18 protein-coding genes are annotated in these 22384 nt (G+C 61.6%); 7 read left to right on the top strand and 11 right to left on the bottom strand.

The genetic code is table 11. From position 1 onward, the window contains the following. Nucleotide 1 precedes the first annotated feature (1 nt). Complete coding sequence (locus tag ACD590_RS22880) at nucleotides 2-385, bottom strand: TIGR02300 family protein (protein ID WP_003544290.1); 384 nt, start codon at nucleotides 383-385, stop codon at nucleotides 2-4. A gap of 275 nt (nucleotides 386-660) precedes the next feature. Here ACD590_RS22880 and aroA point away from each other — a divergent pair, with 275 nt between their 5' ends. The 3 genes from aroA to rpsA all read left to right on the top strand — a co-directional run bounded on the left by aroA (nucleotide 661) and on the right by rpsA (nucleotide 4617). Further along, nucleotides 661-2019: a 3-phosphoshikimate 1-carboxyvinyltransferase gene (gene aroA, locus ACD590_RS22875; RefSeq protein ID WP_439003407.1), complete on the top strand. Its 1359-nt coding sequence runs from the start codon at nucleotides 661-663 to the stop codon at nucleotides 2017-2019. A 72-nt stretch (nucleotides 2020-2091) separates the two neighbouring features. Beyond that, entirely contained in the window at nucleotides 2092-2739 is a 648-nt protein-coding gene (cmk, locus tag ACD590_RS22870; RefSeq protein ID WP_047617636.1) for a (d)CMP kinase, read from the top strand. A gap of 174 nt (nucleotides 2740-2913) precedes the next feature. Beyond that, the gene (gene rpsA, locus ACD590_RS22865; protein WP_003544285.1) at nucleotides 2914-4617 is read left to right on the top strand and encodes a 30S ribosomal protein S1; all 1704 of its coding nucleotides are present in this window, start codon (nucleotides 2914-2916) and stop codon (nucleotides 4615-4617) included. A 76-nt stretch (nucleotides 4618-4693) separates the two neighbouring features. On the opposite strand, the gene ACD590_RS22860 is transcribed toward rpsA, so the two are convergent. The 3 genes from ACD590_RS22860 to ACD590_RS22850 form a co-directional block, all read right to left on the bottom strand. Next, nucleotides 4694-6238 (bottom strand): hypothetical protein, encoded by a 1545-nt coding sequence (locus tag ACD590_RS22860; RefSeq protein WP_131631192.1) that lies wholly within the window; start codon nucleotides 6236-6238, stop codon nucleotides 4694-4696. A gap of 237 nt (nucleotides 6239-6475) precedes the next feature. Further along, nucleotides 6476-7102, bottom strand: a complete 627-nt coding sequence (locus ACD590_RS22855) for a ribonuclease D (RefSeq protein WP_131631193.1) — start codon at nucleotides 7100-7102, stop codon at nucleotides 6476-6478. 254 nt (nucleotides 7103-7356) lie between these two features. Beyond that, complete coding sequence (locus ACD590_RS22850) at nucleotides 7357-8166, bottom strand: MerR family transcriptional regulator (RefSeq protein ID WP_028731875.1); 810 nt, start codon at nucleotides 8164-8166, stop codon at nucleotides 7357-7359. Between the two features lie 171 nt (nucleotides 8167-8337). On the opposite strand from ACD590_RS22850, the gene ACD590_RS22845 reads away from it, so the two are divergent. Both ACD590_RS22845 and ACD590_RS22840 read left to right on the top strand, forming a co-directional pair. Then, on the top strand, nucleotides 8338-9618 hold the full coding sequence (locus ACD590_RS22845) for a 4-aminobutyrate--2-oxoglutarate transaminase (RefSeq protein WP_439003406.1): 1281 nt from the start codon (nucleotides 8338-8340) through the stop codon (nucleotides 9616-9618). A gap of 66 nt (nucleotides 9619-9684) precedes the next feature. After that, nucleotides 9685-11166 (top strand): NAD-dependent succinate-semialdehyde dehydrogenase, encoded by a 1482-nt coding sequence (locus ACD590_RS22840; protein WP_439003405.1) that lies wholly within the window; start codon nucleotides 9685-9687, stop codon nucleotides 11164-11166. Nucleotides 11167-11212: 46 nt separating this feature from the next. Here ACD590_RS22840 and ACD590_RS22835 read toward each other — a convergent pair whose 3' ends face one another. Beyond that, entirely contained in the window at nucleotides 11213-11422 is a 210-nt protein-coding gene (locus ACD590_RS22835; protein ID WP_012759624.1) for a SlyX family protein, read from the bottom strand. A gap of 532 nt (nucleotides 11423-11954) precedes the next feature. Between ACD590_RS22835 and uxaC the strand changes: the two genes are divergently transcribed. Beyond that, nucleotides 11955-13370 (top strand): glucuronate isomerase, encoded by a 1416-nt coding sequence (gene uxaC / locus ACD590_RS22830; protein WP_018244236.1) that lies wholly within the window; start codon nucleotides 11955-11957, stop codon nucleotides 13368-13370. After that, nucleotides 13367-14821, top strand: a complete 1455-nt coding sequence (locus ACD590_RS22825; RefSeq protein ID WP_439003404.1) for a mannitol dehydrogenase family protein — start codon at nucleotides 13367-13369, stop codon at nucleotides 14819-14821. Before uxaC ends, ACD590_RS22825 begins: the two co-directional genes overlap by 4 nt. 6 nt (nucleotides 14822-14827) lie before the next feature. Here the strand turns inward: ACD590_RS22825 and ACD590_RS22820 are convergent, their stop codons facing one another. The 6 genes from ACD590_RS22820 to ACD590_RS22795 all read right to left on the bottom strand — a co-directional run bounded on the left by ACD590_RS22820 (nucleotide 14828) and on the right by ACD590_RS22795 (nucleotide 22382). Further along, nucleotides 14828-17278, bottom strand: coding sequence for a GcvT family protein (locus ACD590_RS22820; RefSeq protein WP_018244234.1), 2451 nt, complete (start codon nucleotides 17276-17278; stop codon nucleotides 14828-14830). Then, complete coding sequence (locus tag ACD590_RS22815; RefSeq protein WP_028731880.1) at nucleotides 17279-18154, bottom strand: phosphotransferase; 876 nt, start codon at nucleotides 18152-18154, stop codon at nucleotides 17279-17281. A gap of 182 nt (nucleotides 18155-18336) precedes the next feature. Next, the gene (locus tag ACD590_RS22810) at nucleotides 18337-19413 is read right to left on the bottom strand and encodes an ABC transporter ATP-binding protein (protein WP_131605374.1); all 1077 of its coding nucleotides are present in this window, start codon (nucleotides 19411-19413) and stop codon (nucleotides 18337-18339) included. 32 nt (nucleotides 19414-19445) lie between these two features. Continuing rightward, nucleotides 19446-20543 (bottom strand): Gfo/Idh/MocA family protein, encoded by a 1098-nt coding sequence (locus ACD590_RS22805; RefSeq protein ID WP_439003403.1) that lies wholly within the window; start codon nucleotides 20541-20543, stop codon nucleotides 19446-19448. Then, nucleotides 20543-21430 carry a carbohydrate ABC transporter permease gene (locus ACD590_RS22800; RefSeq protein ID WP_027682265.1) on the bottom strand — a complete coding sequence of 296 codons (888 nt, stop codon included), beginning with the start codon at nucleotides 21428-21430 and terminating at the stop codon, nucleotides 20543-20545. Before ACD590_RS22800 ends, ACD590_RS22805 begins: the two co-directional genes overlap by 1 nt. After that, nucleotides 21423-22382: a carbohydrate ABC transporter permease gene (locus ACD590_RS22795; RefSeq protein ID WP_018244229.1), complete on the bottom strand. Its 960-nt coding sequence runs from the start codon at nucleotides 22380-22382 to the stop codon at nucleotides 21423-21425. The genes ACD590_RS22800 and ACD590_RS22795 overlap by 8 nt, the downstream gene beginning before the upstream one ends. Between the last annotated feature and the right edge of the window lie 2 nt (nucleotides 22383-22384).

Genomic DNA, 22384 nt, shown 5'->3' with positions numbered 1-22384 from the left:
GTCAGACTTCGTCGTCGTCGCCGGTCACGCCGATGATGTCGCTCATGTCGTCATCGTCGTCGTCTTCGTCCGGTGTGAGGAAGGTATCGTCGTCGTCGTCGCCTTCGATTTCAACATCGTCATCGCCGATATCGGGAATGTCGTCGCCGCCGGCGGCTTCATCGGCATCTTCCAGCGAAACCAGTTCGACTTCGGTGTTTTCAGTATCGACTTCCGCGACCTCGTCTTCTTCGGCAACTTCGGCGATCGCCGAGGTTTCTTCGAAGAAGGACAGAGGATAGGACTTGCCGGTATAAGGAGAAACGATCGGATCCCGGTTCAGATCATAAAACTTCTTGCCGGTTTCCGGATCGGTACGCTTGGTTCCAAGTTCCGCTTTCGCCACTATAAGCCTCGTGTGAATGACCGAATAAGAGATTCGGCAAATGCCGATCAAGCCGGCGTTCCATCGGAATTTATAAGCCGGTCCCCTTAATCGCTGTGGCTTCCCATGTCAAAGCCAAACTTTGCGATCGGAGCCCGGGGTTTTTGGCAAGCCGACGGATGACCGCCCGGCGCGTTTGTGTTAACGAGCCGCAACAGCTGCAGAAGCGGACGGGAATTGCGACCGGCCAAGCCTGTCTTGTGGCAAAAATAGACTGCATTTGCAAAGGATTACGCATGTTGCACGGCTCTGCGCCCAGGCCCGCCACCGCCCGCAAATCCGCCGGTCTTACGGGCAGCGTGCGTATTCCGGGCGACAAGTCGATCTCGCATCGTTCCTTCATGTTCGGCGGGCTTGCTTCCGGCGAAACCCGGATCACCGGCCTGCTCGAAGGCGAGGACGTGATCAATACCGGCCGGGCAATGCAGGCAATGGGCGCCAGAATCCGCAAGGTGGGCGAACAATGGCTGATCGAGGGCACCGGCAACGGCGCGCTGCTTGCACCTGACGCGCCGCTCGACTTCGGCAATGCCGGCACCGGCGTGCGGCTGACCATGGGCCTCGTCGGCACCTACGACTTTCGCTCCACCTTCATCGGCGACGCCTCGCTTTCGAAACGGCCGATGGGCCGCGTGCTCAATCCGCTGCGCGAAATGGGCGTGCAGGTCAGCGCCTCCGAGGGCGACAGGCTGCCGGTGACGCTCAGAGGCCCGGGAACGCCGAGCCCGATCCGCTATCGGGTGCCGATGGCATCCGCCCAGGTGAAATCGGCCGTGCTGCTTGCCGGGCTCAATACGCCGGGTGTCACCACGGTCATCGAGCCGGTGATGACGCGCGACCATACCGAAAAGATGCTGCAGGGTTTCGGCGCCGCCCTTTCCGTCGAGACGGACGAGGAGGGCGTCCGCACGATCCGGCTCGAAGGCCGGGGCAAGCTGACGGGCCAGGTGATCGACATTCCCGGTGATCCTTCTTCCACCGCCTTCCCGCTGGTTGCAGCGCTGCTTGTCCCCGGCTCCGACATCACCATCGTCAACGTGCTGATGAACCCGACCCGTACCGGGCTGATCCTGACGCTGCAGGAGATGGGGGCTGATATCGAGGTGCTGAATGCGCGTCTAGCCGGCGGCGAGGACGTGGCGGATATGCGCGTGCGCCATTCCGAGCTCAAGGGCGTGACCGTTCCCGAAGATCGCGCTCCGTCGATGATCGACGAATATCCTATTCTCGCCGTCGTCGCCTGTTTCGCTGAGGGCGTCACCGTCATGAAGGGGCTTGAGGAATTGCGCGTCAAGGAGTCCGACCGTCTTTCCGCTGTGGCCGACGGACTGAAACTCAATGGCGTGGATTGCGACGAAGGCGAGGATTTTCTCATCGTGCGCGGCCGGCCTGACGGCAAGGGCCTCGGCAACGCTGCCGGCGACAAGGTCAGCACACATCTCGACCATCGCATCGCCATGAGCTTCCTTGTCATGGGGCTTGCCTCGGAGCATCCTGTCACGATCGACGACGCGGCGATGATCGCGACCAGCTTTCCTGAATTCATGCAGCTGATGACCGGCCTTGGAGCAAGGATCGAGGAGGTGCCGGAATGATCTACCAGCCGCGGCAATTCCGCGAAAACAAACTCATTCGCCGTTTCGGCGCGGTGCCGCAGGATTGATTTGATGACAAACAAGACCTTCATTATCGCCATCGATGGCCCGGCGGCAGCCGGCAAGGGCACGCTCTCACGCCGCATCGCCGACCAATACGGCTTCCATCATCTGGATACCGGCCTGACCTATCGCGCCACGGCCAAGGCGCTGCTCGATGCCGGCCTGCCGCTCGACGACGAGGCGGTGGCGGAAAAGATCGCAAGAGAGGTTGAACTCGCTGGATTGGATCGCGATATACTTTCCAAACATGAGATCGGCGAAGCCGCCTCGAAGATTGCTGTCATGCCGGCGGTGCGCCGGGCTCTGGTCGAGGCGCAACGGCGGTTTTCGGCGAAAGCGCCGGGAACCGTGCTCGATGGGCGCGATATCGGCACCGTCGTCTGCCCGGATGCGCCGGTGAAACTCTATGTAACGGCGTCGCCGGAAGTTCGCGCAAGACGCCGTTATGACGAGATCCTCGGCAAGGGCGCTGCGGCAGATTTCGATGCGATCTTCGAGGACGTCAAGCGGCGCGACGAACGCGACATGGGACGGGCCGACAGCCCTTTGAAACCAGCGGTCGATGCGCACTTGCTTGATACGTCGGAAATGAGTATAGAGGCCGCGTTTCAAGCTGCTCAATCGATCATCGATGCGGTCTTGAGCCGAAATGCCTAAATTCAAGCGATTTTGCGTGCTCTGAGCATGGATCGCTTCTAATATAGCAAGCCTGAAATTCCGTCCAAGCGCCGGATTGCCTTCGTGAGAGGGCGGACTGGGTTCAGGCCCGTTCAACGCAAACCAACCGGCGCATACGTGTCCGCTTCCGTTTCAGGACACGCAGGAGATTTTATGTCAGTAGCTACCCCCTCCCGCGAGGATTTCGCGGCTCTTCTCGAAGAGTCCTTTGCCAAGAACGACCTGGCCGAAGGCTATGTCACCAAGGGCATCGTCACGGGCATCGAGAAGGACGTCGCCGTTGTCGACGTCGGCCTGAAGGTTGAAGGCCGCATCGCGCTCAAGGAATTCGGCGCGCGCGCCAAGGACGGCCTGTTGAAGGTCGGCGACGAAGTCGAAGTTTATGTCGAGCGCATCGAAAACGCGCTTGGCGAAGCCGTTCTGTCGCGCGAGAAGGCTCGCCGCGAAGAAAGCTGGGTCAAGCTCGAAGCCAAGTTCGAAGCTGGCGAGCGCGTCGAAGGCGTGATCTTCAACCAGGTCAAGGGCGGCTTCACGGTCGACCTCGACGGTGCGATCGCCTTCCTGCCGCGTTCTCAGGTCGATATTCGCCCGATCCGCGACGTGACCCCGCTGATGCACAATCCGCAGCCCTTCGAAATCCTCAAGATGGACAAGCGCCGCGGCAACATCGTGGTTTCGCGCCGTACGGTTCTGGAAGAATCCCGTGCCGAACAGCGTTCTGAAATCGTTCAGAACCTCGAAGAAGGCCAGGTTGTTGACGGCGTCGTCAAGAACATCACCGATTACGGTGCGTTCGTTGACCTCGGCGGCATCGACGGCCTGCTGCACGTCACCGACATGGCATGGCGCCGTGTGAACCATCCGTCGGAAATCCTGAACATCGGCCAGCAGGTCAAGGTTCAGATCATCCGCATCAACCAGGAAACCCACCGTATCTCGCTCGGCATGAAGCAGCTCGAGAGCGATCCGTGGGATGGCATCCAGGCCAAGTATCCGGAAGGCAAGAAGATTTCCGGTACCGTTACGAATATCACCGACTATGGTGCATTCGTCGAGCTGGAGCCAGGCATCGAAGGCCTGATCCACATCTCGGAAATGTCCTGGACCAAGAAGAACGTTCACCCCGGCAAGATCCTGTCCACGAGCCAGGAAGTCGAAGTCGTCGTTCTCGAAGTCGATCCGTCCAAGCGCCGTATTTCGCTCGGCCTCAAGCAGACGCTGGAAAACCCGTGGGCAGCATTCGCCCGCAGCCATCCGGCCGGCACTGAAGTCGAAGGCGAAGTCAAGAACAAGACCGAATTCGGCCTGTTCATCGGCCTCGACGGCGATGTCGACGGCATGGTGCACCTCTCCGACCTCGACTGGAACCGTCCGGGCGAACAGGTCATCGAGGAGTTCAACAAGGGTGACGTCGTCAAGGCCGTCGTTCTCGACGTCGATGTCGAGAAGGAACGCATCTCGCTCGGCATCAAGCAGCTCGGCAAGGATGCAGTCGGCGACGCCGCTGCTTCTGGCGACCTGCGCAAGAATGCAGTCGTTTCCTGCGAAGTCATCGCGGTCAACGACGGCGGTGTCGAAGTGAAGCTCGTCAACCACGAAGACATCACTTCCTTCATCCGTCGCGCCGATCTCGCCCGCGACCGCGACGAACAGCGCCCTGAGCGCTTCTCGGTCGGCCAGGTCTTCGACGCCCGCGTCACCAACTTCTCCAAGAAGGACCGCAAGATCATGCTGTCCATCAAGGCTCTGGAGATTGCGGAAGAGAAGGAAGCCGTTGCCCAGTTCGGTTCGTCCGACAGCGGCGCTTCGCTCGGCGACATCCTGGGCGCAGCCCTGAAGAACCGCGGCGGCGAATGAGCCTCGCATCCGCCTTTGAATTGAAGAACCCGCCGGAGCGATCCGGCGGGTTCTTCATTTTCAGGCGATCAAAGTGTTATTCCCAGCCGACCATGCGCTGATAGAGCGCATAGACCGGGTCGTCGGCCGGGCGGCCGGGCTGATAAGCCAACGGTTCGGCATCGATCATCCTCGGCGTCCTCCGCTCGGGTGCCGCGTCGGTCGTTTCGGCATCGGGCTCGGCATCCTCGCCACCGGACCGTGCCTGCTGCTGATCCTCGGACGCGTCGTCGCGGTGGTTCTGATGCTGGTGGTGCGTTTCGCCCGCCTTCTCGTTCGATGGCGTATCCTTGGCGAATTGGTAGGGCAGCTGGCTATAGGCAAGGCCCTCCGGCATCTTTGCCGCCAGCGGCACATAAGAGGCCTCGGCCGTCTCGGGGATCGGCATCATCTGCGGTTGCGCGGAGATTTCTTTCGGCTGACGGGCTGCCGCCGCCGCGGCCTCAATATCCATCTGCGGTGGGCGGAGTGCTGCTGATTGGCGGGGATCGGGTGCTGTGAATTCGGCCGGCTGCCTCAAGGTCTCGGTCGCATCGCTGATGACGGCGTCGTCGAGGATCGCATCAATCTCCACTGCCGCCTCGACGGCAACATCCTCCAGCACGGTTTCGACGTCTTGCTCGCGGATGATCGTGGCGATCAGCTCGGAGACTTCTTCGGTCATGGAGGCAACGATTCCTGCCCAGTTCCTGGGAATGACAGGATCGACCTTTTCCGACATCGCGTGGGGTTGGATGGCAGGCGGCTCCGGCGTTTCCTGCGTATCGTCGGCCGCTGCGGCTTCCGTCGACAAGGGTTGCCGGGTTTCGATCTCCTGCGACGCAGACTTTTCCGGGGCGACCTCGCTTGCCGTCGCAGGGGTGGGCTGAGCCCGGTTTTCAGCCTGCGACGTTTCGGGATCGGCAGCTTCCACGGATTCGGCGATAAGCGCTTCTTCGGTGGTCGTCAGAGCTGCGGCCTCGATCAGCGAATCGGCCGGCGCGGCCACCTTGTCTGCCGGCTGGCGCATGGCGGCAGGCAGGCTGTCCTCATGCAGCCGGATCTCGGGGCGAGCTTCGGCGCGCATCGGCGAAGCGTCATTCTGGCCATAGGAGCGGACGACGGCGCGGGCGGCGAGGTCGCGATCCTTGTAGCGGACGATTTCCAGATAGGCGACGATGCGGGCGGCTTCAGGGCCTGTCGGGTTCTTCAGGGCCTCGGCGATTGTCCGGAGCGGCACGCTATGCCCCTGCTCGGTGAGCTGGCGCTCAACCTCGTCGATCCCAGCGGTTGGCAGCTGCCGGATGGCATCGGCCAGCCGAGAGGCGAAGGCAAGATTGCTCTCGTCCTCGCCACGATCCAGCGAGATCGAGCGGCCTGCCGCATCGATGACATCGAAAAGGGCTTCGACCATGCGCTCGCGCGCCGCAAGGAGCAGAATATTGAGCTTGCCGGCAATGGCGGAATTGAGGTCTGCGGCTTCGACGGCGTTGACGGGCGGGGGGGCAATCACGGAGTGGCCGAGACCGCTGGCGACGATCGCCGCTGTCTGACCCTGGGACGAAAAGCTTGCATTGGACGCTGCACGAACGGGAGTCAACATGGCATGCTCCTTTCGTAAAGTGACGATGAAAGCAGGCTCTAGAAAAGGACCGCGCTCATCCGGTCCCCTTGCATCCCAGCAGATCCTCCTGTCCGCATGACGCAGTTTCGGCGTCATCGAATGCATAAAAATTAACAGGAATGTTAATAAACAGGCGTTAATGAATCGCTAACGGCCGCGGACAAGCCTGTCCACGGCCGTGTTTTTCATGCATGTCGCAGAATGAAGGCCATTCGCTCAGCTGTGGGCGAAGATATCGGCCTCTTCCCAGCCAAGCAGGTCGAGCTTGGCGCGGGTCGGCAGGAATTCGAAGCAGGCCGTCGCATGATCGTAGCGGCCGTCGCGGATGAGGCGTTCCGTCAGCTTATCGCGCAACGCATGCAGATAAAGCACGTCGGACGCGGCATATTCGAGCTGGGCCGGAGACAGCGTCTCGGCCGCCCAATCGGAAGATTGCTGCGCCTTGGAGACATCGACGTCGAGCATCTCCTTGAGATTATCCTTGAGGCCGTGGCGATCCGTATAAGTTCGGATCAGGCGCGAGGCGATCTTGGTGCAGAAAACCGGGGTCGTCGTGACGCCGAAAGTATGGAAGAGCACGGCAATATCGAAGCGGCCGTAATGAAAGATCTTCTGATGGGTGGGGTCTTCGAGCAGGGCGACAAGAATGGGCGCCTGCTTCTGGCCGGCGGCGATGCGGATGATATCGGCGGTGCCGTCGCCCGGCGAAAGCTGGACGACGCAGAGCCGATCGCGGCGCGGCACCAGGCCGAGCGTTTCGGTGTCGATTGCTATCGCGCCGGTGTAGCGGGCGGCATCGGCCGCGGAAATATCGCCTTCGTGAAAACGTATGGTCGCCGCCATGAGACTGTCTTTCGTTCGAATGCATCCCCTACAGCGCCGCGCGTCTTTTCGAGAGCCGCAAAGGACGCTGTAGCACTTTGAATGGCTGCATAATTTTATCCTCAAATCGATTCCGATTTAAGGAATTATGCAGCAGCGCTATAGCGCAAAGGCGCAGAATGCGAAACCGCTTTCCTGCCACTAGAGTGCCGTGCGTCCTCTCGGACGGATTTAGGACGCTCTACCTCTCTTAATCTTCGCATCGTGCTGGCGGTTCAGAAAGTCGGCGGCGTGTTAATCCAGAGAAGCACGGTTTCGCCATCGTGGCGATTGCGCCAGGAATGGTCGCGGCGGCTTTCGAAATAAAGTGAATCGCCAGGCCCGAGATCGAAGAATTGATCGCTGTCGAGCACCAGTTCGAGCCGGCCGGACAGAACATGCATGAATTCCTCGCCCTCGTGGCGATAGGCGCCTTCGCTGGCAGCACCCGGCGCCAGCACGAAACGATGGCAATCCATCATCCTGCGGCCTTCGGCAAGGAGCTGCACCGTGACACCCGGCGTTGTTTCCGGCCACTTGCGCCATTCGCCCGCGCGCACCAGCACCGGCACGTCCCCATTTTCTTCGCCGGAAAGGCGGGAGACGGTGGTGCCGTAATATTCGGCAAGATCATGCAGCGTCTTGAAACTGACGCCCTGCGAGGTGCGCTCCAGCGTCGAGAGCGTCGACGAGGTGACGCCGATGTCGCCGGCCACCTGATCGAGCGTCTTGCCGCTCGCATGGCGCAGGCTGCGCAGCTTGCGGCCGAGGCCGTTGTCCTGGCTCGCCTCGGTGCTATCGGCGGAGGGCTCCTCGCTCTCCAACGCCTCGCGGATTGCCGCGGGATTGAGACCACGCTCGACACGATACCAGGAGATGCGCTTCAACCGCGCCACATCGTCGGCGCTGTATTGCCGATGGCCGGTTTCCGAACGGCCGGGAACCACCAGACCCTGGCTTTCCCAGAGGCGCAGCGTCGAGGCCGAAACGCCTGCCAGCCGCGCGGCTTCCGCCACCTTGTAGCGTACAGGTCCATTATCGTTCATCCGAAAGTATCCCCGATTCCAATCGCCCCAGAGCCTTCATCAAAAAGCGCGATGTTTGAAGCAAAAAATGTCGCTTGATTTCTTGCAGGAAAAATGTAGGAACTTTCTACACATCTTGCAGAACTTATGCAAGATAGTTCTGAAGCCCCTTTTCAGCGCAGGAGCGCATCGATGAACGCGATCAACCTTACGGACCGGAAGAACGCTGCTATTTCACGCGGCGTCGGCATGACGACACAGATTTATGCGGATCGCGCAGAGAATGCGGAGATCTGGGACAAGGAGGGCCGCCGTTACATCGATTTCGCCGCCGGCATCGCCGTTCTCAACACCGGCCACCGCCATCCCCGGGTCATCGCAGCGGTCAAGGATCAGCTCGACCGCTTCACCCATACCTGCCATCAGGTGGTGCCCTATGAAAGCTACGTCCATCTGGCCGAACGGCTGAACGTGCTGGTGCCCGGCGACTTCGAGAAGAAGACGATCTTCGTGACGACAGGCGCCGAAGCGGTCGAGAACGCCGTCAAGATCGCGCGCGCCGCAACCGGCCGTTCGGCCGTCATCGCCTTTGGCGGCGGCTTCCATGGCCGCACCTTCATGGGCATGGCGCTGACCGGCAAGGTCGTGCCCTACAAGGTCGGTTTCGGCGCGATGCCGGGCGATGTGTTCCACGTTCCCTTCCCGATCGAGCTGCACGGCGTCACCGCCGATCAGTCGCTGGCGGCGTTGAAGAAGCTCTTTGCCGCCGATATCGATCCGCAGCGCGTCGCCGCCATCATCATCGAGCCGGTGCAGGGCGAAGGCGGCTTCTATGCGGCCCCCGCCGCCTTCATGAAGGCGCTGCGCGAGCTCTGCGACCAGCACGGCATCCTGCTGATCGCCGACGAGGTGCAGACCGGTTTTGCCCGCACCGGCAGGATGTTCGCAATGGATCACCACGAGGTGGCGCCTGACCTGACAACGATGGCAAAGAGCCTGGCCGGCGGCTTTCCGCTCGCCGCGGTTACCGGCCGCGCCGAAATCATGGATGCGCCGGGACCGGGCGGGCTCGGCGGCACCTATGGCGGCAATCCGCTGGGTATCGCGGCCGCCCATGCCGTGCTCGACGTCATTGTCGACGAGGATCTCTGCAACCGGGCCAACCAGCTCGGCGGGCGGCTGAAGCAGCGGCTGGAATCGTTGCGCGAGACGGTGCCGGAGATCGTCGACATCCGCGGGCCGGGTTTCATGAACGCGGTCGAATTCAACGACCGGACGACGGGACTGCCGAGCGCGGAATTCGCCAACCGGGTGCGGCTGATCGCGCTCGACAAGGGTCTGATCCTGCTCACCTGCGGCACCCACGGAAACGTCATCCGCTTCCTCGCGCCGATCACCATCCAGGACGAGGTCCTCGGCGAAGCGCTCGATATTATCGAAGCCTCAATGCTGGAGGCGAGCGCGGGCAAGTGACCGCACCGAACCCGGATTTCAGCGGCTGCCGGCAACCGGCAGCCGCACTCCCAAGGAGGATATGACATGGCTTTCACCAACGCGCTGACCAAACACGTTCACTTCTCCTCGCCGCTGCTGCGCGATGCCGGCTATATCGACGGGGTCTGGACATCAGGCGATGCCACTCGGACATTCGACGTTCTGAACCCGGCAACCGGCGAGCTACTCGCCTCGCTGCCCGATATGGGTGCGGCCGAGACGCGGGCGGCGATCGATGCGGCTCATGCCGCCCAGCCGGCCTGGGCGGCTCGTCCGGCCAAGGAGCGCAGCGCGATCCTGCGCAAATGGTTCGACCTGATGGTTGCCAATGCCGACGAACTCGCCGCAATCCTGACCGCCGAAATGGGCAAGCCGTTCCCGGAAGCGCGCGGCGAGATCCTCTATGCCGCGGCCTATATCGAATGGTATGCGGAAGAAGCCAAACGCATCTATGGCGAGACGATCCCCGCGCCTTCCGATGATAAACGGATGATCGTCATCAGGCAGCCGGTCGGCGTCGTCGGCACGATCACGCCGTGGAATTTCCCGGCGGCGATGATCACCCGCAAGATCGCCCCGGCGCTTGCCGTCGGCTGCACCGTGGTCTCGAAGCCCGCAGAACAGACGCCGCTGACGGCGATAGCACTTGCCGTACTCGCCGAGCAGGCCGGCATTCCGGCCGGCGTCTTCAACGTCATCGTCGGGGTCGACGGCCCGGCAATCGGCCGCGAACTCTGCGGCAACGAAAAGGTGCGCAAAATCAGCTTCACCGGTTCGACGGAGGTCGGCCGTATCCTGATGCGGCAGTGCGCCGACCAGATCAAGAAGGTGAGCCTGGAGCTCGGCGGCAACGCGCCCTTCATCGTCTTTGACGATGCCGATCTCGACGCTGCCGTCGAAGGCGCGATCGCCTCCAAATACCGCAATGCCGGCCAGACCTGCGTCTGTGCCAACCGCCTCTATGTCCAGTCGAACGTCTATGACGCCTTTGCAGCCAAGCTTGCCGCCAAGGTCGCCGAGATGTCGGTCGGCGATGGCTTCAAGCCGGGTGTCGTGATCGGACCGCTGATCGACGCGCAAGGCCTTGCCAAGGTGGAAGATCATGTCAGCGACGCGCTTGCCAAGGGCGCCAAGGTGCTGACCGGCGGCAAGCGCATCGACGGCGCCGGCACCTTCTTCACGCCGACGGTGCTGACCGGCGTTGCGCGCGGCATGAAGGTGGCGCGCGAGGAGACCTTCGGGCCGGTGGCGCCGCTCTTTCGCTTCGACACAGTCGAGGATGTCATTCAACAGGCAAACGACACGGAGTTCGGCCTCGCCGCCTATTTCTACGCCGGCGATCTGAAAAAGGTCTGGCGGGTGGCGGAAGCGCTGGAATACGGCATGATCGGCATCAATACCGGCCTGATGTCCTCCGAGACGGCGCCCTTCGGCGGCATCAAGCAATCCGGCCTCGGCCGCGAAGGCTCGCGGCACGGCGCCGACGACTATCTGGAAATGAAATATCTCTGCATCGGCGGCGTCTGATTCACCATCCTAATGAGACAGGCACGCGGCATTGCGCCGCGTGCCGTCAATAATGCGGCGGGCGGGTGATGCCAGGAGCTTCCAGCGACTGCTCCTCGAGCGACAGGAAGCGTTCGGTGAGCCGGTCGAGCTTGGTGCGCATCTGTTCGACCGTCTTCCACTGCTCGGCGAGCTGATCGGAAAGCTCTTCGATCGTCTTTGCCTGGTGGGCCAGCATTTCTTCCAGCTGGGTGATGCGGTTCGTCTCGTCGGACATTAGAGCCTTTCCGGGTTAGATTGCAGGATTCTGCCGGAGCAGATTTTCGTCAGGGCAAAGGCGATTGGCGAAGGGCATACCTCTTGGTACGTCCGAGCCGATCGCCTTTGCCCTGGCGGAAAGATGCCCGGCCCACCGGCCGCACTGCTTCGCTATGCGAAGCAATAGGTGCGTCCGGCGCTTCTAAGTCTTGCAGATTTGCCAGGCAAATCTGCGGGAAGGTTGGCTGAAACGGGCCGGCTGATCGACCGGCCGGCTTGGCCGTAGAGCTTGGCTACGACGCGCGCCTGACGGTCGACCATCCGACTCCGTTTGAGCCAACAGAATGCTACAATCTAACCCGGAAAGGCTCTAGACCCTCCTTTGCCGAAACCGGCAGAACAGATGGTTCTGCAAAGCGGAAATAGGCCGCCGCGTCAATGCTTTCCCTACCCGGCGCAGCCATGCGCAAAACTGTACCGTTTGGTTACTAAAAGACCTTGCCGTGCCTGATGTTGTGGGGTAGGCCCTTAGCCATCAGGGAGGAATACTGATGGATGCAGGAAACGGCTTTCTTCATCCGGACCGGCTTTTCCCGGCTGATCCGGCAACACGGACCATCGCGCGAGACCTCTACGAGACAGTGCGCAATCTTCCGATCGTCAGTCCGCACGGGCATACTGAACCTTCCTGGTTCGCCGACGACAAGCCCTTTGAAGACGCGGCCTCGCTGCTGGTCATTCCCGATCACTATCTCTTCCGCATGCTGCACAGCGTCGGCGTCACTTTGGACGAACTCGGCGTGCCGCGGCTCGACGGCAAGCCGGTGGCTGAGGGGCGGGCGATCTGGCGGACATTTGCCGCACATTATCATCTCTTCCGCGGAACGCCTTCGAGCCTCTGGGTCGACCACGCCATGTCGGCCGTACTCGGCTGCACCGAGCCGCTGACGGCTGACAATGCCGATGCGCTCTACGATCATATCAATGCCCAGCTTGCCCTTCCCGAATTCCGCCCGCGGGCGCTGCATCAGCGATTCGGCATCGAAACGATCGCGACGACGGATGGGGCGCTCGATCCTCTGGCGCATCACCAGAAGATGGCGGCCGACGGATGGATCGGCAAGGTGCGCACCACCTACAGGCCGGACAGTGTCACCGATCCCGACGCCGTCGGCTTCCGCGACAATCTTGTCAAGTTCGGAGAGATCACCGGCACCGACGTGACGCGCTGGGACGGTCTGATCGAGGCGCATCGGCGCCGACGCGCCTATTTCCGCCAGTTCGGCGCCACCGCGACCGATCACGGCGTGCCCACAGCCTTTACATCAGATCTGCCGCTTGCCGAAAAGCAGGCGCTGCTCGAGAAGGCGCTGAAGGGGCCGCTTTCGGCCGGGGAGGCCGAGCTCTTCCGTGGCCAGATGATGACCGAAATGGCCGGGCTTTCGGCTGAGGACGGCATGGTGATGCAGATCCATGCCGGCTCCAGACGCAACACCGACCGCGGACTTTTCTCGACCCGAGGCCCCAATATGGGCGCCGATATCCCGACAAGCACCGACTGGGTCGGCGGCCTGAATGCGCTGCTTTCCAGATACGGCCACGCGCCGGGGCTGCGCGTGCTGCTCTTCACGCTCGACGAGACGACCTATGCGCGCGAGATGGCGCCAATGGTCGGCCATTGGCCCTGCCTGATGATCGGCCCGCCCTGGTGGTTCCACGACAGCCCGAACGGCATCCGGCGCTACCTCGACCAGGTCGTCGAGACGGCCGGCTTTGCCAATATGGCGGGTTTCAACGACGATACGCGTGCGCTGCTTTCGATTCCGGCCCGGCATGACGTCTGGCGCCGCGAAGTCTGCCGTTTCCTCGCCCAGCTCGCCGCCGAGCACCGGATTTCCAAGCGGGAAGCCGAAATCGTTGCAGGCGAGCTCTCCTATGGCAATGCGAAGAAGGCCTACAAGCTGTGAGCGAACGACTGCAGACCCTTTCCGGCCTCGCCCCGACGGCGAAGCTTCCCGCCTATGACCGTAACCAGCTGAAAAGCGGCATCCTGCATCTCGGGCCGGGCGCTTTCTTCCGCGCGCATTTCGCGCCGTTTACCGATGCCGCACTTGCGGCAAGCGGCGGAGACTGGGGCATCGAGGTGGCGAGCCTGCGCACTGCCGATGTCGCCGATCACCTGAACGAGCAGAACGGCCTCTATACGATGCTGATCCGCGATACGTCGGGCACGGTGGCGCAGGTGATCGGCCCCATTCTGCGGGCGCATGTGGCGACACGTGATCCGGCAGGACTGCTCGATCGGCTGGAAGATCCGGCGATCCGCATCGTCAGCCTGACGGTGACGGAAAAGGCCTATGGCCTGGATACCGCGACGGGAGGGCTCGACCTCAACCATGCCGATGTGGCGGCTGACCTTGCCAACCGTCATGCGCCGCGCGGCGTCATCGGCTATCTGGTCGAGGGACTTTCCCGGCGCCGGGCGAAGGGCCTCGCCCCCTTCACACTGCTCAGCTGTGACAATCTTCCGAGCAACGGCGCCGTTCTGAAACGACTGGTTCTCGATTTCGCCGAACGCGTCGACCCCTCACTTCGTCAATGGATCGAGGCAAATGTGCCCTTCCCCTCGACCATGGTCGACCGCATCACGCCGGCGAGCACCGAGGCGACCTACCAGGATGCCGAACGGCTGACCGGACGGCAGGATCTGGCGGCGATCGAGACCGAACCCTTCACGCAATGGGTGATCGAAGATCATTTCGCCAATGGCCGGCCGGCCTGGGAGAAGGCCAGCGCCTTGATGGTCACGGATGTTTCGGCCTATGAGAAGATGAAGCTCCGGATGCTGAACGGCGCGCATTCGCTGCTCGCCTATCTCGGTTATATCGGTGGCTATGAATTCATCCGCGACGTGATGGATGATGCCGGCCTGGCGGCCCTTGCCTACCGCCACATGCATGCGGCCGCAAGAACGCTCGATGCGGTTCCCGGCATCGACCTCGATGACTATGCCAGCGAATTGATAGCGCGCTTTGCAAACAAGGCGATTGCGCATCGCACCTATCAGATTGCCATGGACGGCACGCAGAAACTGCCGCAGCGGCTGCTGGAACCGGCAACCGAGGCACTGGCGCATGGCGACAAGGCGGAGACCTATGCGATCGCCGTTGCGGCATGGATGCGCTATGCGATCGGCGAGCACGGCAACGGCGAGCGCTATGAACTGCGCGATCCCCGTGCAGGCGAAATCGCCGCTCTCATCGCCGATGTCCCGCGCACCGGCCTGGCGATCTCGGCGGCTCTTTTCACCCTTCCCGGACTCTTCCCGGCAGCTTTGACAGGACACCGCGCGTGGACGCAGGACGTCTCCGACAAGCTGGAGATCCTGATTCAGGACGACCGGCTGCCGCTGTTCTAGACCCGGCTACGCCTTGATGCGCGCCATATCCGGATCGTAGAGCGGCGACAGCGACACCTTGCAGGGGATGCGTTCCCGCGCGACATCAAGCTCATAGGTGCCGGAGAGGACGAAATCCTCGGTCACGCCGTCGGGATTGCGGACGTAGCCGTAGCCGATCGGCTTGCCCAGCGTATAACCGAAGCCGCCGCTCGACAGCCAGCCGACGCGCTTGCCGTCGCGATAAATCGTTTCGCGGCCGAGCAGCACGGCATCGGCATCCTCCGGAATGAAGCAGGCGAGGCGCTTCTTTACCCCGCCCGCAAGCTGCCGTTCGATCGCCTCACGGCCGCGGAACGGAATATTCTTTCGCATCTTCACCGCCCAGCCGAGACCGGCTTCAACAGGCGTATGGTCGGGACCGATGTCTGGTCCCCAGGCGCGATAACCCTTTTCCAGGCGGCAGCTCTCAATGGCGCGGTAGCCGGCATTGACGAGGCCGAGCTCGCCGCCTGATGCCATCAGCACGTCATAGACCGTGGTCGCATACTCGATGGGAACATGCAGTTCGTAGCCGAGCTCGCCGACATAGGTGATGCGCAGCGCCCGCACCGGGCAGCCCGATATGCCGATGGTCCTGACCTTGCCGAAGGGGAAGGCAGCATTCGAGACATCGCTGCCCGTTACCTTTTCCAGCACGGCGCGCGAATTCGGTCCCATCAGCGACAGCACGGAATAGGCTGAGGTGACGTCGACCAGCTCGGCATGCATTGCCGCCGGGATATTGCGTGCGATCCAGTCGAAGTCATGGGTGGCGAAGCCGGTACCGGTGACGATGTAATATTCGTTCTCGGCGATGCGGGCGACCGTCACGTCGCATTCGATGCCGCCCTTGTCGTTCAGCATCTGCGTGTAGACAAGCGATCCCACAGGCCTTGCGACATCGTTGGCGGCGATCCAGGACAGCGCTGCCTCGGCATCCCTGCCCTTCAGCACGAATTTGGCAAAGGAGGTCTGGTCGAAGATGACGGCCGCTTCGCGCACGGCCTTATGCTCGCGGCCGACGGCGTCGAACCAGTTCTGCCTGGTGTAGCTGTAGATATCCTTCGGCTCCTCGTTGGCGAAGAGATCGGCAAACCAGTTCGGCCTTTCCCAGCCAAGCTTTTCGCCGAAACAGGCGCCCTGCGCCTTCAGCCGGTCATAGAGCGGCGATTTGCGGCAGGGGCGGCCGCTCGAATGTTCCTCGAACGGCCAGGCCATGGTGTAATGTTTGCCATAGGCTTCGAGCGTGCGTGTCCGCACCCAGTCGGTATCGAAATGCGGCCGGCCGAAACGGCGGATATCGACCGGCCAGAGATCATAAGGCGGTTCGCCCTTTGTCACCCATTCGGCAAGCGCCATGCCGGCGCCGCCAGCCGAGGCGATGCCGAAGGCGTTGAAACCAGCGCCGACGAAGAAATTCTTCAGCTCCGGGGCCTCGCCGAGAATGAAGTTACCATCCGGCGTGAAGCTTTCCGGGCCGTTCAGCAGCTGCTTGACGCCGACATTTTCCAGCGCCGGGACGCGGCCGAGTGCCTGTTCCATGATCTGTTCGAAATGGTCGAAATTGCTGTCGAGCAGCGTGTAGTGGAAACCCTCGGGGATGCCGCTCTTTGCCCAGGGAATGGGGTTCGGCTCGTAGCCGCCCATGACGATGCCCCCGACCTCCTCCTTATAGTAGGTCAGGCGATCGGGATCGCGCAGCGTCGGCAGGTTGGAGGGTACGCCGAAGGATTCGGTGATGATGTATTGATGCTCGACGGAGACCAGCGGTACGTTGACGCCGAAGCGGGCGGCGAAGGCGCGCGTCCATTGGCCGGCGCAGACGACGACGCGCTCGCATTCGATGCGCCCTTGCGCCGTGACGACGGCGCGGATCTTTCCCTTGTCGATTTCAAGGTCGAGGACTTCCATATCCTCGAAGATCGAAACGCCTGACATGCGAGCGCCCTTTGCCAGCGCCTGGGTGATGTCGGAGGGATTGGCCTGGCCGTCGGTTGGGAGGAAGGCGGCGCCGACGAGATCGTCTGTTGTCATTAGCGGCCAGAGATCGAAGGCTTCCTGCGGGGTCAGCAACTGCATTTCGAGGCCGAAGGACTGGGCGGTAGTCGCCTGGCGCCTGACCTCGGTCCAGCGTTCCTCATTACAGGCAAGGCGCAGGCCGCCATTCATCTTCCAGCCGGTGCCGAGACCCGTTTCCGCCTCCAGCCGCTTGTAGAGATCGACCGAATAGCCAAGAAGCTGGGTGATGTTGGCGCTGGTGCGCAGCTGGCCGACGAGGCCGGCGGCGTGGAAGGTGGTGCCCGACGTAAGCTTCTTGCGCTCCAGCAGGACGGTATCGGTCCAGCCAAGCTTGCCGAGATGATAGGCCGTCGAGCAGCCGATGATGCCGCCGCCGATGACCACGGCCTTCGCCGTCTTCGGTAATTCCTTCGTCATTTATTGGTCCTGTTCAAAGGCTTGATAGGCGCGCTCGAAGCGCGCGATATTTTCGGCGGTGTAGCCGGCGTAATCGAAATCAATGGTGGAATGAATTTCCGAAATCATGCTCCAGAGCGCCTCGCGCAGCAGCGAGGCGCATTTCATCGCGGCATAGCGCCTGCTGAGATTATCGGTCAGCGGCTGGTCGAAATAGGTCTCCAGCATCGTGCGCTCGGCCTCTTCCGAGAGTTCGTTGTTGGAGGCCAATCCGCCAAGATCGAAAAGCGGCGTGTTGAAACCGGCATAGTCCCAGTCGATCAGCCAGAGCCGTTTGCCGTCATCGAGAAAGTTGGCGGCCAGCAGGTCGTTGTGGCCGAAGGCGATCTCGAAAGGTCCTGCCGCTTCTTCCAACATATCAGCCCTGCCGAGGAGCCCCGGCAGCAACGGAAGATAGGCGCTCTTCGACGCCTTCAGATTGGCGGCGTAGTCGCGGATGACGTGGAAGACCCAGAAGATCATCGCCTGGCCGCGGAAATGCCGGGCGATGTCGCGATGGCAAGCGCGGACCAGCGGCACGACCTGGGCCAGCATTTGCGGCCTCCTGATATCCTCCGGCGAAAGCGCTCTTGCCTCGATATATTCGAGCACCAGGACGCCCGGCGAATGGTGGATGACCGCCGGCGAAATACCGGCTGCATGGGCGGCACGGCTTGCGGCAAGCTCGTTCTGCCGGCTGATGTGGTGGATCGGAATATCGGTGCCGAGCCTAACCACGCAGCGCGCGACGGCGTCGCTGACCAGATAATTCCTGTTGGTGATGCCGCCTGCTATCGGCGAGATTTCGATCGGGCCCTGCCAGATACCAAGCGCATGAATCCTATCTTCAGGCGTCATGCTTATCCCCCAGAGCATGATGCCGAAAAGTGTGAGCGGTTTTCGGACGACATCATGCTCTAACTATTTAACTTAGAACAGGATTCAGATTTTAGGCCGACCCGGCCTAAAATCATCCTGTTCTAGCGACCCCTTCCGAAATGATGGGGCAGAGGAGGATCTGATGTCAAGCGGCGGTGCGCTTAGATCGTCTTGCCGGCCGCGTCGAAGACGTGACAGCGGGCCGGATCGAAGGAGGCCTTCACATTGGCGCCGCGCTCCACCTTCTGCTGGCCGTCAAGCGCGACGGTCAGGAGTTGGTTATCCGGCGTCGTGGTGTAGAGCATGGTGGCACCGCCGAGATTTTCAACGAGATCGACGTTGACGGTCGAGAGCGCGATTGTACCTTCGGCCAGCGAAAGATGCTCGGGACGGATGCCGAACGTGACGTCCTCTCCCGCCCCGCCGTTCAGGCGGCGCGGCAGGCGGACGGAATTGCCGCAGACATGGATGCTGGTTTCGGCCTCGCCGACCTGCTCGATGCGGGCCTTCAGGAAATTCATCTTCGGGCTGCCGATGAAACCGGCGACGAAGCGGTTGGCCGGATTGTTATAGAGATCGAGCGGCGCGCCGACCTGCTCGATACGGCCGGAATTCAACACCACGATCTTGTCCGCCATCGTCATGGCTTCGACCTGGTCATGGGTGACATAGATCATCGTATTGCCGAGGCTGCGGTGCAGGCGGGAAATCTCGACGCGCATCTGCACGCGCAGTTCGGCATCGAGGTTCGACAGCGGCTCGTCGAACAGGAAGATGCGCGGCTCGCGCACGATGGCGCGGCCGATCGCGACACGCTGGCGCTGGCCGCCGGAGAGCGCCTTCGGCTTGCGCTCCAACAGCTTCTCGATCTGCAGGATCTCGGCGGCGCGCTTCACTTTCGGCTGGATATCGGCCTTCTTGTAACCCGCCGTCTCCAGGCCGAAGGCGAGGTTCTTGTAAACCGACATATGGGGATAGAGCGCATAGGACTGGAAGACCATGGCGATGCCGCGCTTGGCCGGCGCCACCTCGTTCATGCGCTCGCTGTCGAGCAGCAGCGCGCCGCCCGAAATCTCCTCAAGGCCGGCAATCATGCGCAGAAGGGTCGATTTTCCGCAGCCGGAGGGGCCGACAAAAACGACGAATTCGCCGGGATCGATCGTCAGGTCGATGCCATGGATCACATCCATCGCGCCGTAGCGCTTCTCGACCTTCTGAAGAACGACACTGGTTGCCATCTTCTCAAAACCCTCTCTTTTTATTTTGTCGGTTACTTCGTTCTTGCGCGCCAATCGGCGTATTTCGGACTGTCGGGGCCGACCGGCAGCGGCACGTCAGCGCCGCTGTCGGAAGACTGGTAGATGGCCGTGACGAGTTCCAGTGCACGGCGGGCATCCACCGTCGTCACCGGCAGCGGCGCATGGCCGCTGAGGAAGGCGTGGAACTGGCCCATCTGGGTGGTGAAACGCGGCGCAACCGGCTGCCAGTCGCCAACCACCTTGTCGATCTGTTCCCGGACGTCGTCATTCGCGGCGATGATCTTCCAGGGATCCTTACCTGGCGTATAGGGCTCGTGGCTGCTTTCGAAAGTGACATTCTCGAAATGCAGCCTGAGCCGGCTAATCTGCTCCTGCGAACCAAGGGTGCAGGAAAGCGAGACAAAGGCGCCGTTTTCCATCAGCAGGCTGGCGGAGGCACAATCCTCGACCTCGATATCATTGACACGGGTGGCGACGCGGCCGAAGACCCTTGCCGCAGGCCCCATCAGATGCATCAGCATGTCGTGCAGATGCAGCGCATGGGTGACGAGAACGCCGCCGAGCTCCGTCGCCCATTTGCCGCGCCAAGGCACGGCGTAATATTCCGGCTTGCGCAGCCAGAAGGTTTCGACCGAAGCGCTATAGGGCTTGCCAGCAATACCGGCGTCGATGATCCGCTTGGCCTTCTGGATGCCGTCGCCGTAACGGTACTGGAAGATCGGCATCAGCACGCCTTTGGCGGTCTTTTCCGCTGCCATGATGGTATCGACAGCGGCAAGCGAGCCCGTCAGCGGCTTTTCGCAGACGACATGTTTACCGGCAGCCAGGGCTGCGACCACCTGTTCCAGATGGATGCCGGGAGGAGTGCAGATATCGATGATGTCGATCGTGTCGTCGGCCAGCAGTTCCGCGAAGGAAGTCGTACGTCGTTCGATGCCGAACTCGTCGCCGACCGCTGCCATGCGCTGCTCGTTCAGGTCGCAGATCGCCACGACCTTGAACTTGTCGGAATGCGGCAGGTAACCCTCGACGATATGGGAGCGGCCGATACCGCAACCAACGATCGCGACCGTCCTGATGCTCATGTCGCTCTTTCCCGTTATCGCCATCAACGCTTCATGCCCGTTGTGGCGATGCCCTCGATCAGCAGGCGCTGGAAGAACAGGAAGAAGAAGAAGACCGGCACGAGCGTCAGGGTCGACATGGCGAACAAACCGCCCCAATCCGATGCACTGGTGGAATCCACGAAAGTGCGCAGGCCGAGCTGGATCGTGTAGGTGTTCATATCGTTCAGGTAGATCAGCGGACCGAAGAAATCGTCCCAGGTCCAGATGAAGGAGAAGATGGCGGCCGTTGCCAAAACCGGCAGCGATAGCGGCAGCATGATCTTCCAATAGATGCGCCAAGCGCTGCAGCCATCCATCATCGCCGCCTCATCGAGTTCGCGCGGGATGCCGCGGAAGAACTGCACCATGAGGAAGATGAAGAAGGCATCGCTTGCCAGGAACTTCGGCACAACAAGCGGCAGGATGGTGTTCACCCAGCCGAGGTTGAGGAAGAGTACATATTGCGGGATCAGCGTCACATGGTAGGGGATCATCAACGTGCCGAGCATGATCGCGAACCAGAAGTTCCGGCCGGCAAAACGCAGCCGCGCGAAGGCGAAGGCGGTCAGCGAACAGGCGATGACATTACCCGTCACCACCAGCAGCGAAATGACGAGCGAATTCCAGAAGAACCGGCCGAAGCTGACATCGAGACCGACCCAACCGCGCGCATAGGAGGAGAGATCGATCGACGACGGGATGAGCGAGGTCGACGAGAAGATCTCGTTTTCCGGCCTTACCGATGCCGAAACCATCCACAACAGCGGATAGAGCATGAGAAGTGAAGCGGCGATCAGCAGGGCGTGGATGATGAGCGACGCCGGCAGGCTGCGTTTGGTGATGTCGGATGGCGGCCTGGCCGCAGTGACGGAAGCGGTCATCTCAGTCATCGTAGTGCACCCAATAACGTGAGGTCAGGAAGGAGAAGGCGGTGAAGATCGCGATGATCACCACCAGGATCCAGGCGAGTGCCGAGGCGTAGCCCATGCGGAAATTGCCGAAGGCTTCCTGATAGAGGTAGAGCGTGTAGAAGAGCGTCGAATTGATCGGACCGCCCGTGCCGCCGGAGATGATGAAGGCTGGTGTGAATGCCTTGAAGGCTTCAATCGTCTGGACGACGGCGTTGAAGAAGATCACCGGGGTCAGAAGTGGCAGCGTGATCTTGTAGAATTGCCGGAACTTCGAGGCGCCGTCGAGGCTGGCGGCCTCATACATATCCTGCGGGATCTGGCGCAGGCCGGCCAGGAAAATAATCATCGGCGAGCCGAACTGCCAGACCGACAGAGCCACCAGCGTGTAGATCGAATAGTTCGGATGCGAGATCCAGCTTGGGCCTTCGATGCCGAAATGCGAGAGTGCGGCATTGACGAGGCCATCGCTGGCGAAAAGCTGACGCCAGAGCACGGCGATCGCCACGCTGCCGCCCAGCAATGAGGGGAGATAGAAGATGGCGCGGTAGATCGACAGCCCACGCAGGCCGCGGTTCAGGGCCATGGCGACCAGCAAGGCGAAGGTCAGTTTGAACGGCACAGAGAAGACGACATAAGTCAGAGTGACGTGCATGGCGGCCGAGAATTTCGGATCGGCCGTGGCGATGCGCACATAATTCGCCATTCCAACCCACCTCGGCGACTGTAGCATGTCGAAGTCGGTGAAGGAGAGGTAGAGCGAAATCAGGGCCGGCCCGAGCGTCAGCCCGAAAAAGCCGATGAGCCACGGAAGAAGGAAGAGATAGCCGGGAGCATTGGCATTCCAGAGACGCCTGAAGCGTCCTTCGGCCACGGCCCCCTGATATCTTTCCACATTTATGGCCCCTGCGGGCGTGCGCATCGCATTGCTCATAC

The sequence above is a fragment of the Rhizobium sp. 862_C5_N1_2 genome, from assembly GCF_051811205.1.
Lineage (GTDB): Bacteria > Pseudomonadota > Alphaproteobacteria > Rhizobiales > Rhizobiaceae > Rhizobium > Rhizobium leguminosarum.
The sequence above is the reverse complement of the archived record's forward strand: the minus strand, read 5'-3'. Positions and strand labels throughout refer to the sequence as shown.

Excerpts from the sequence above, each read along its gene's own strand:
- aroA (WP_439003407.1), top strand. The coding sequence starts at position 661 with ATGTTGCACGGCTCTGCGCCCAGGCCCGCCACCGCCCGCAAATCCGCC.
- cmk (WP_047617636.1), top strand. The coding sequence starts at position 2,092 with ATGACAAACAAGACCTTCATTATCGCCATCGATGGCCCGGCGGCAGCC.
- ACD590_RS22820 (WP_018244234.1), bottom strand. The coding sequence starts at position 17,278 with ATGACGAAGGAATTACCGAAGACGGCGAAGGCCGTGGTCATCGGCGGC.
- ACD590_RS22800 (WP_027682265.1), bottom strand. The coding sequence starts at position 21,430 with ATGACTGAGATGACCGCTTCCGTCACTGCGGCCAGGCCGCCATCCGAC.
- ACD590_RS22835 (WP_012759624.1), bottom strand. The coding sequence starts at position 11,422 with ATGTCCGACGAGACGAACCGCATCACCCAGCTGGAAGAAATGCTGGCC.
- ACD590_RS22810 (WP_131605374.1), bottom strand. The coding sequence starts at position 19,413 with ATGGCAACCAGTGTCGTTCTTCAGAAGGTCGAGAAGCGCTACGGCGCG.
- ACD590_RS22845 (WP_439003406.1), top strand. The coding sequence starts at position 8,338 with ATGAACGCGATCAACCTTACGGACCGGAAGAACGCTGCTATTTCACGC.
- ACD590_RS22850 (WP_028731875.1), bottom strand. The coding sequence starts at position 8,166 with ATGAACGATAATGGACCTGTACGCTACAAGGTGGCGGAAGCCGCGCGG.
- ACD590_RS22795 (WP_018244229.1), bottom strand. The coding sequence starts at position 22,382 with ATGAGCAATGCGATGCGCACGCCCGCAGGGGCCATAAATGTGGAAAGA.
- ACD590_RS22860 (WP_131631192.1), bottom strand. The coding sequence starts at position 6,238 with ATGTTGACTCCCGTTCGTGCAGCGTCCAATGCAAGCTTTTCGTCCCAG.
- rpsA (WP_003544285.1), top strand. The coding sequence starts at position 2,914 with ATGTCAGTAGCTACCCCCTCCCGCGAGGATTTCGCGGCTCTTCTCGAA.
- ACD590_RS22840 (WP_439003405.1), top strand. The coding sequence starts at position 9,685 with ATGGCTTTCACCAACGCGCTGACCAAACACGTTCACTTCTCCTCGCCG.
- ACD590_RS22855 (WP_131631193.1), bottom strand. The coding sequence starts at position 7,102 with ATGGCGGCGACCATACGTTTTCACGAAGGCGATATTTCCGCGGCCGAT.
- ACD590_RS22805 (WP_439003403.1), bottom strand. The coding sequence starts at position 20,543 with ATGGCGATAACGGGAAAGAGCGACATGAGCATCAGGACGGTCGCGATC.
- ACD590_RS22815 (WP_028731880.1), bottom strand. The coding sequence starts at position 18,154 with ATGACGCCTGAAGATAGGATTCATGCGCTTGGTATCTGGCAGGGCCCG.
- uxaC (WP_018244236.1), top strand. The coding sequence starts at position 11,955 with ATGGATGCAGGAAACGGCTTTCTTCATCCGGACCGGCTTTTCCCGGCT.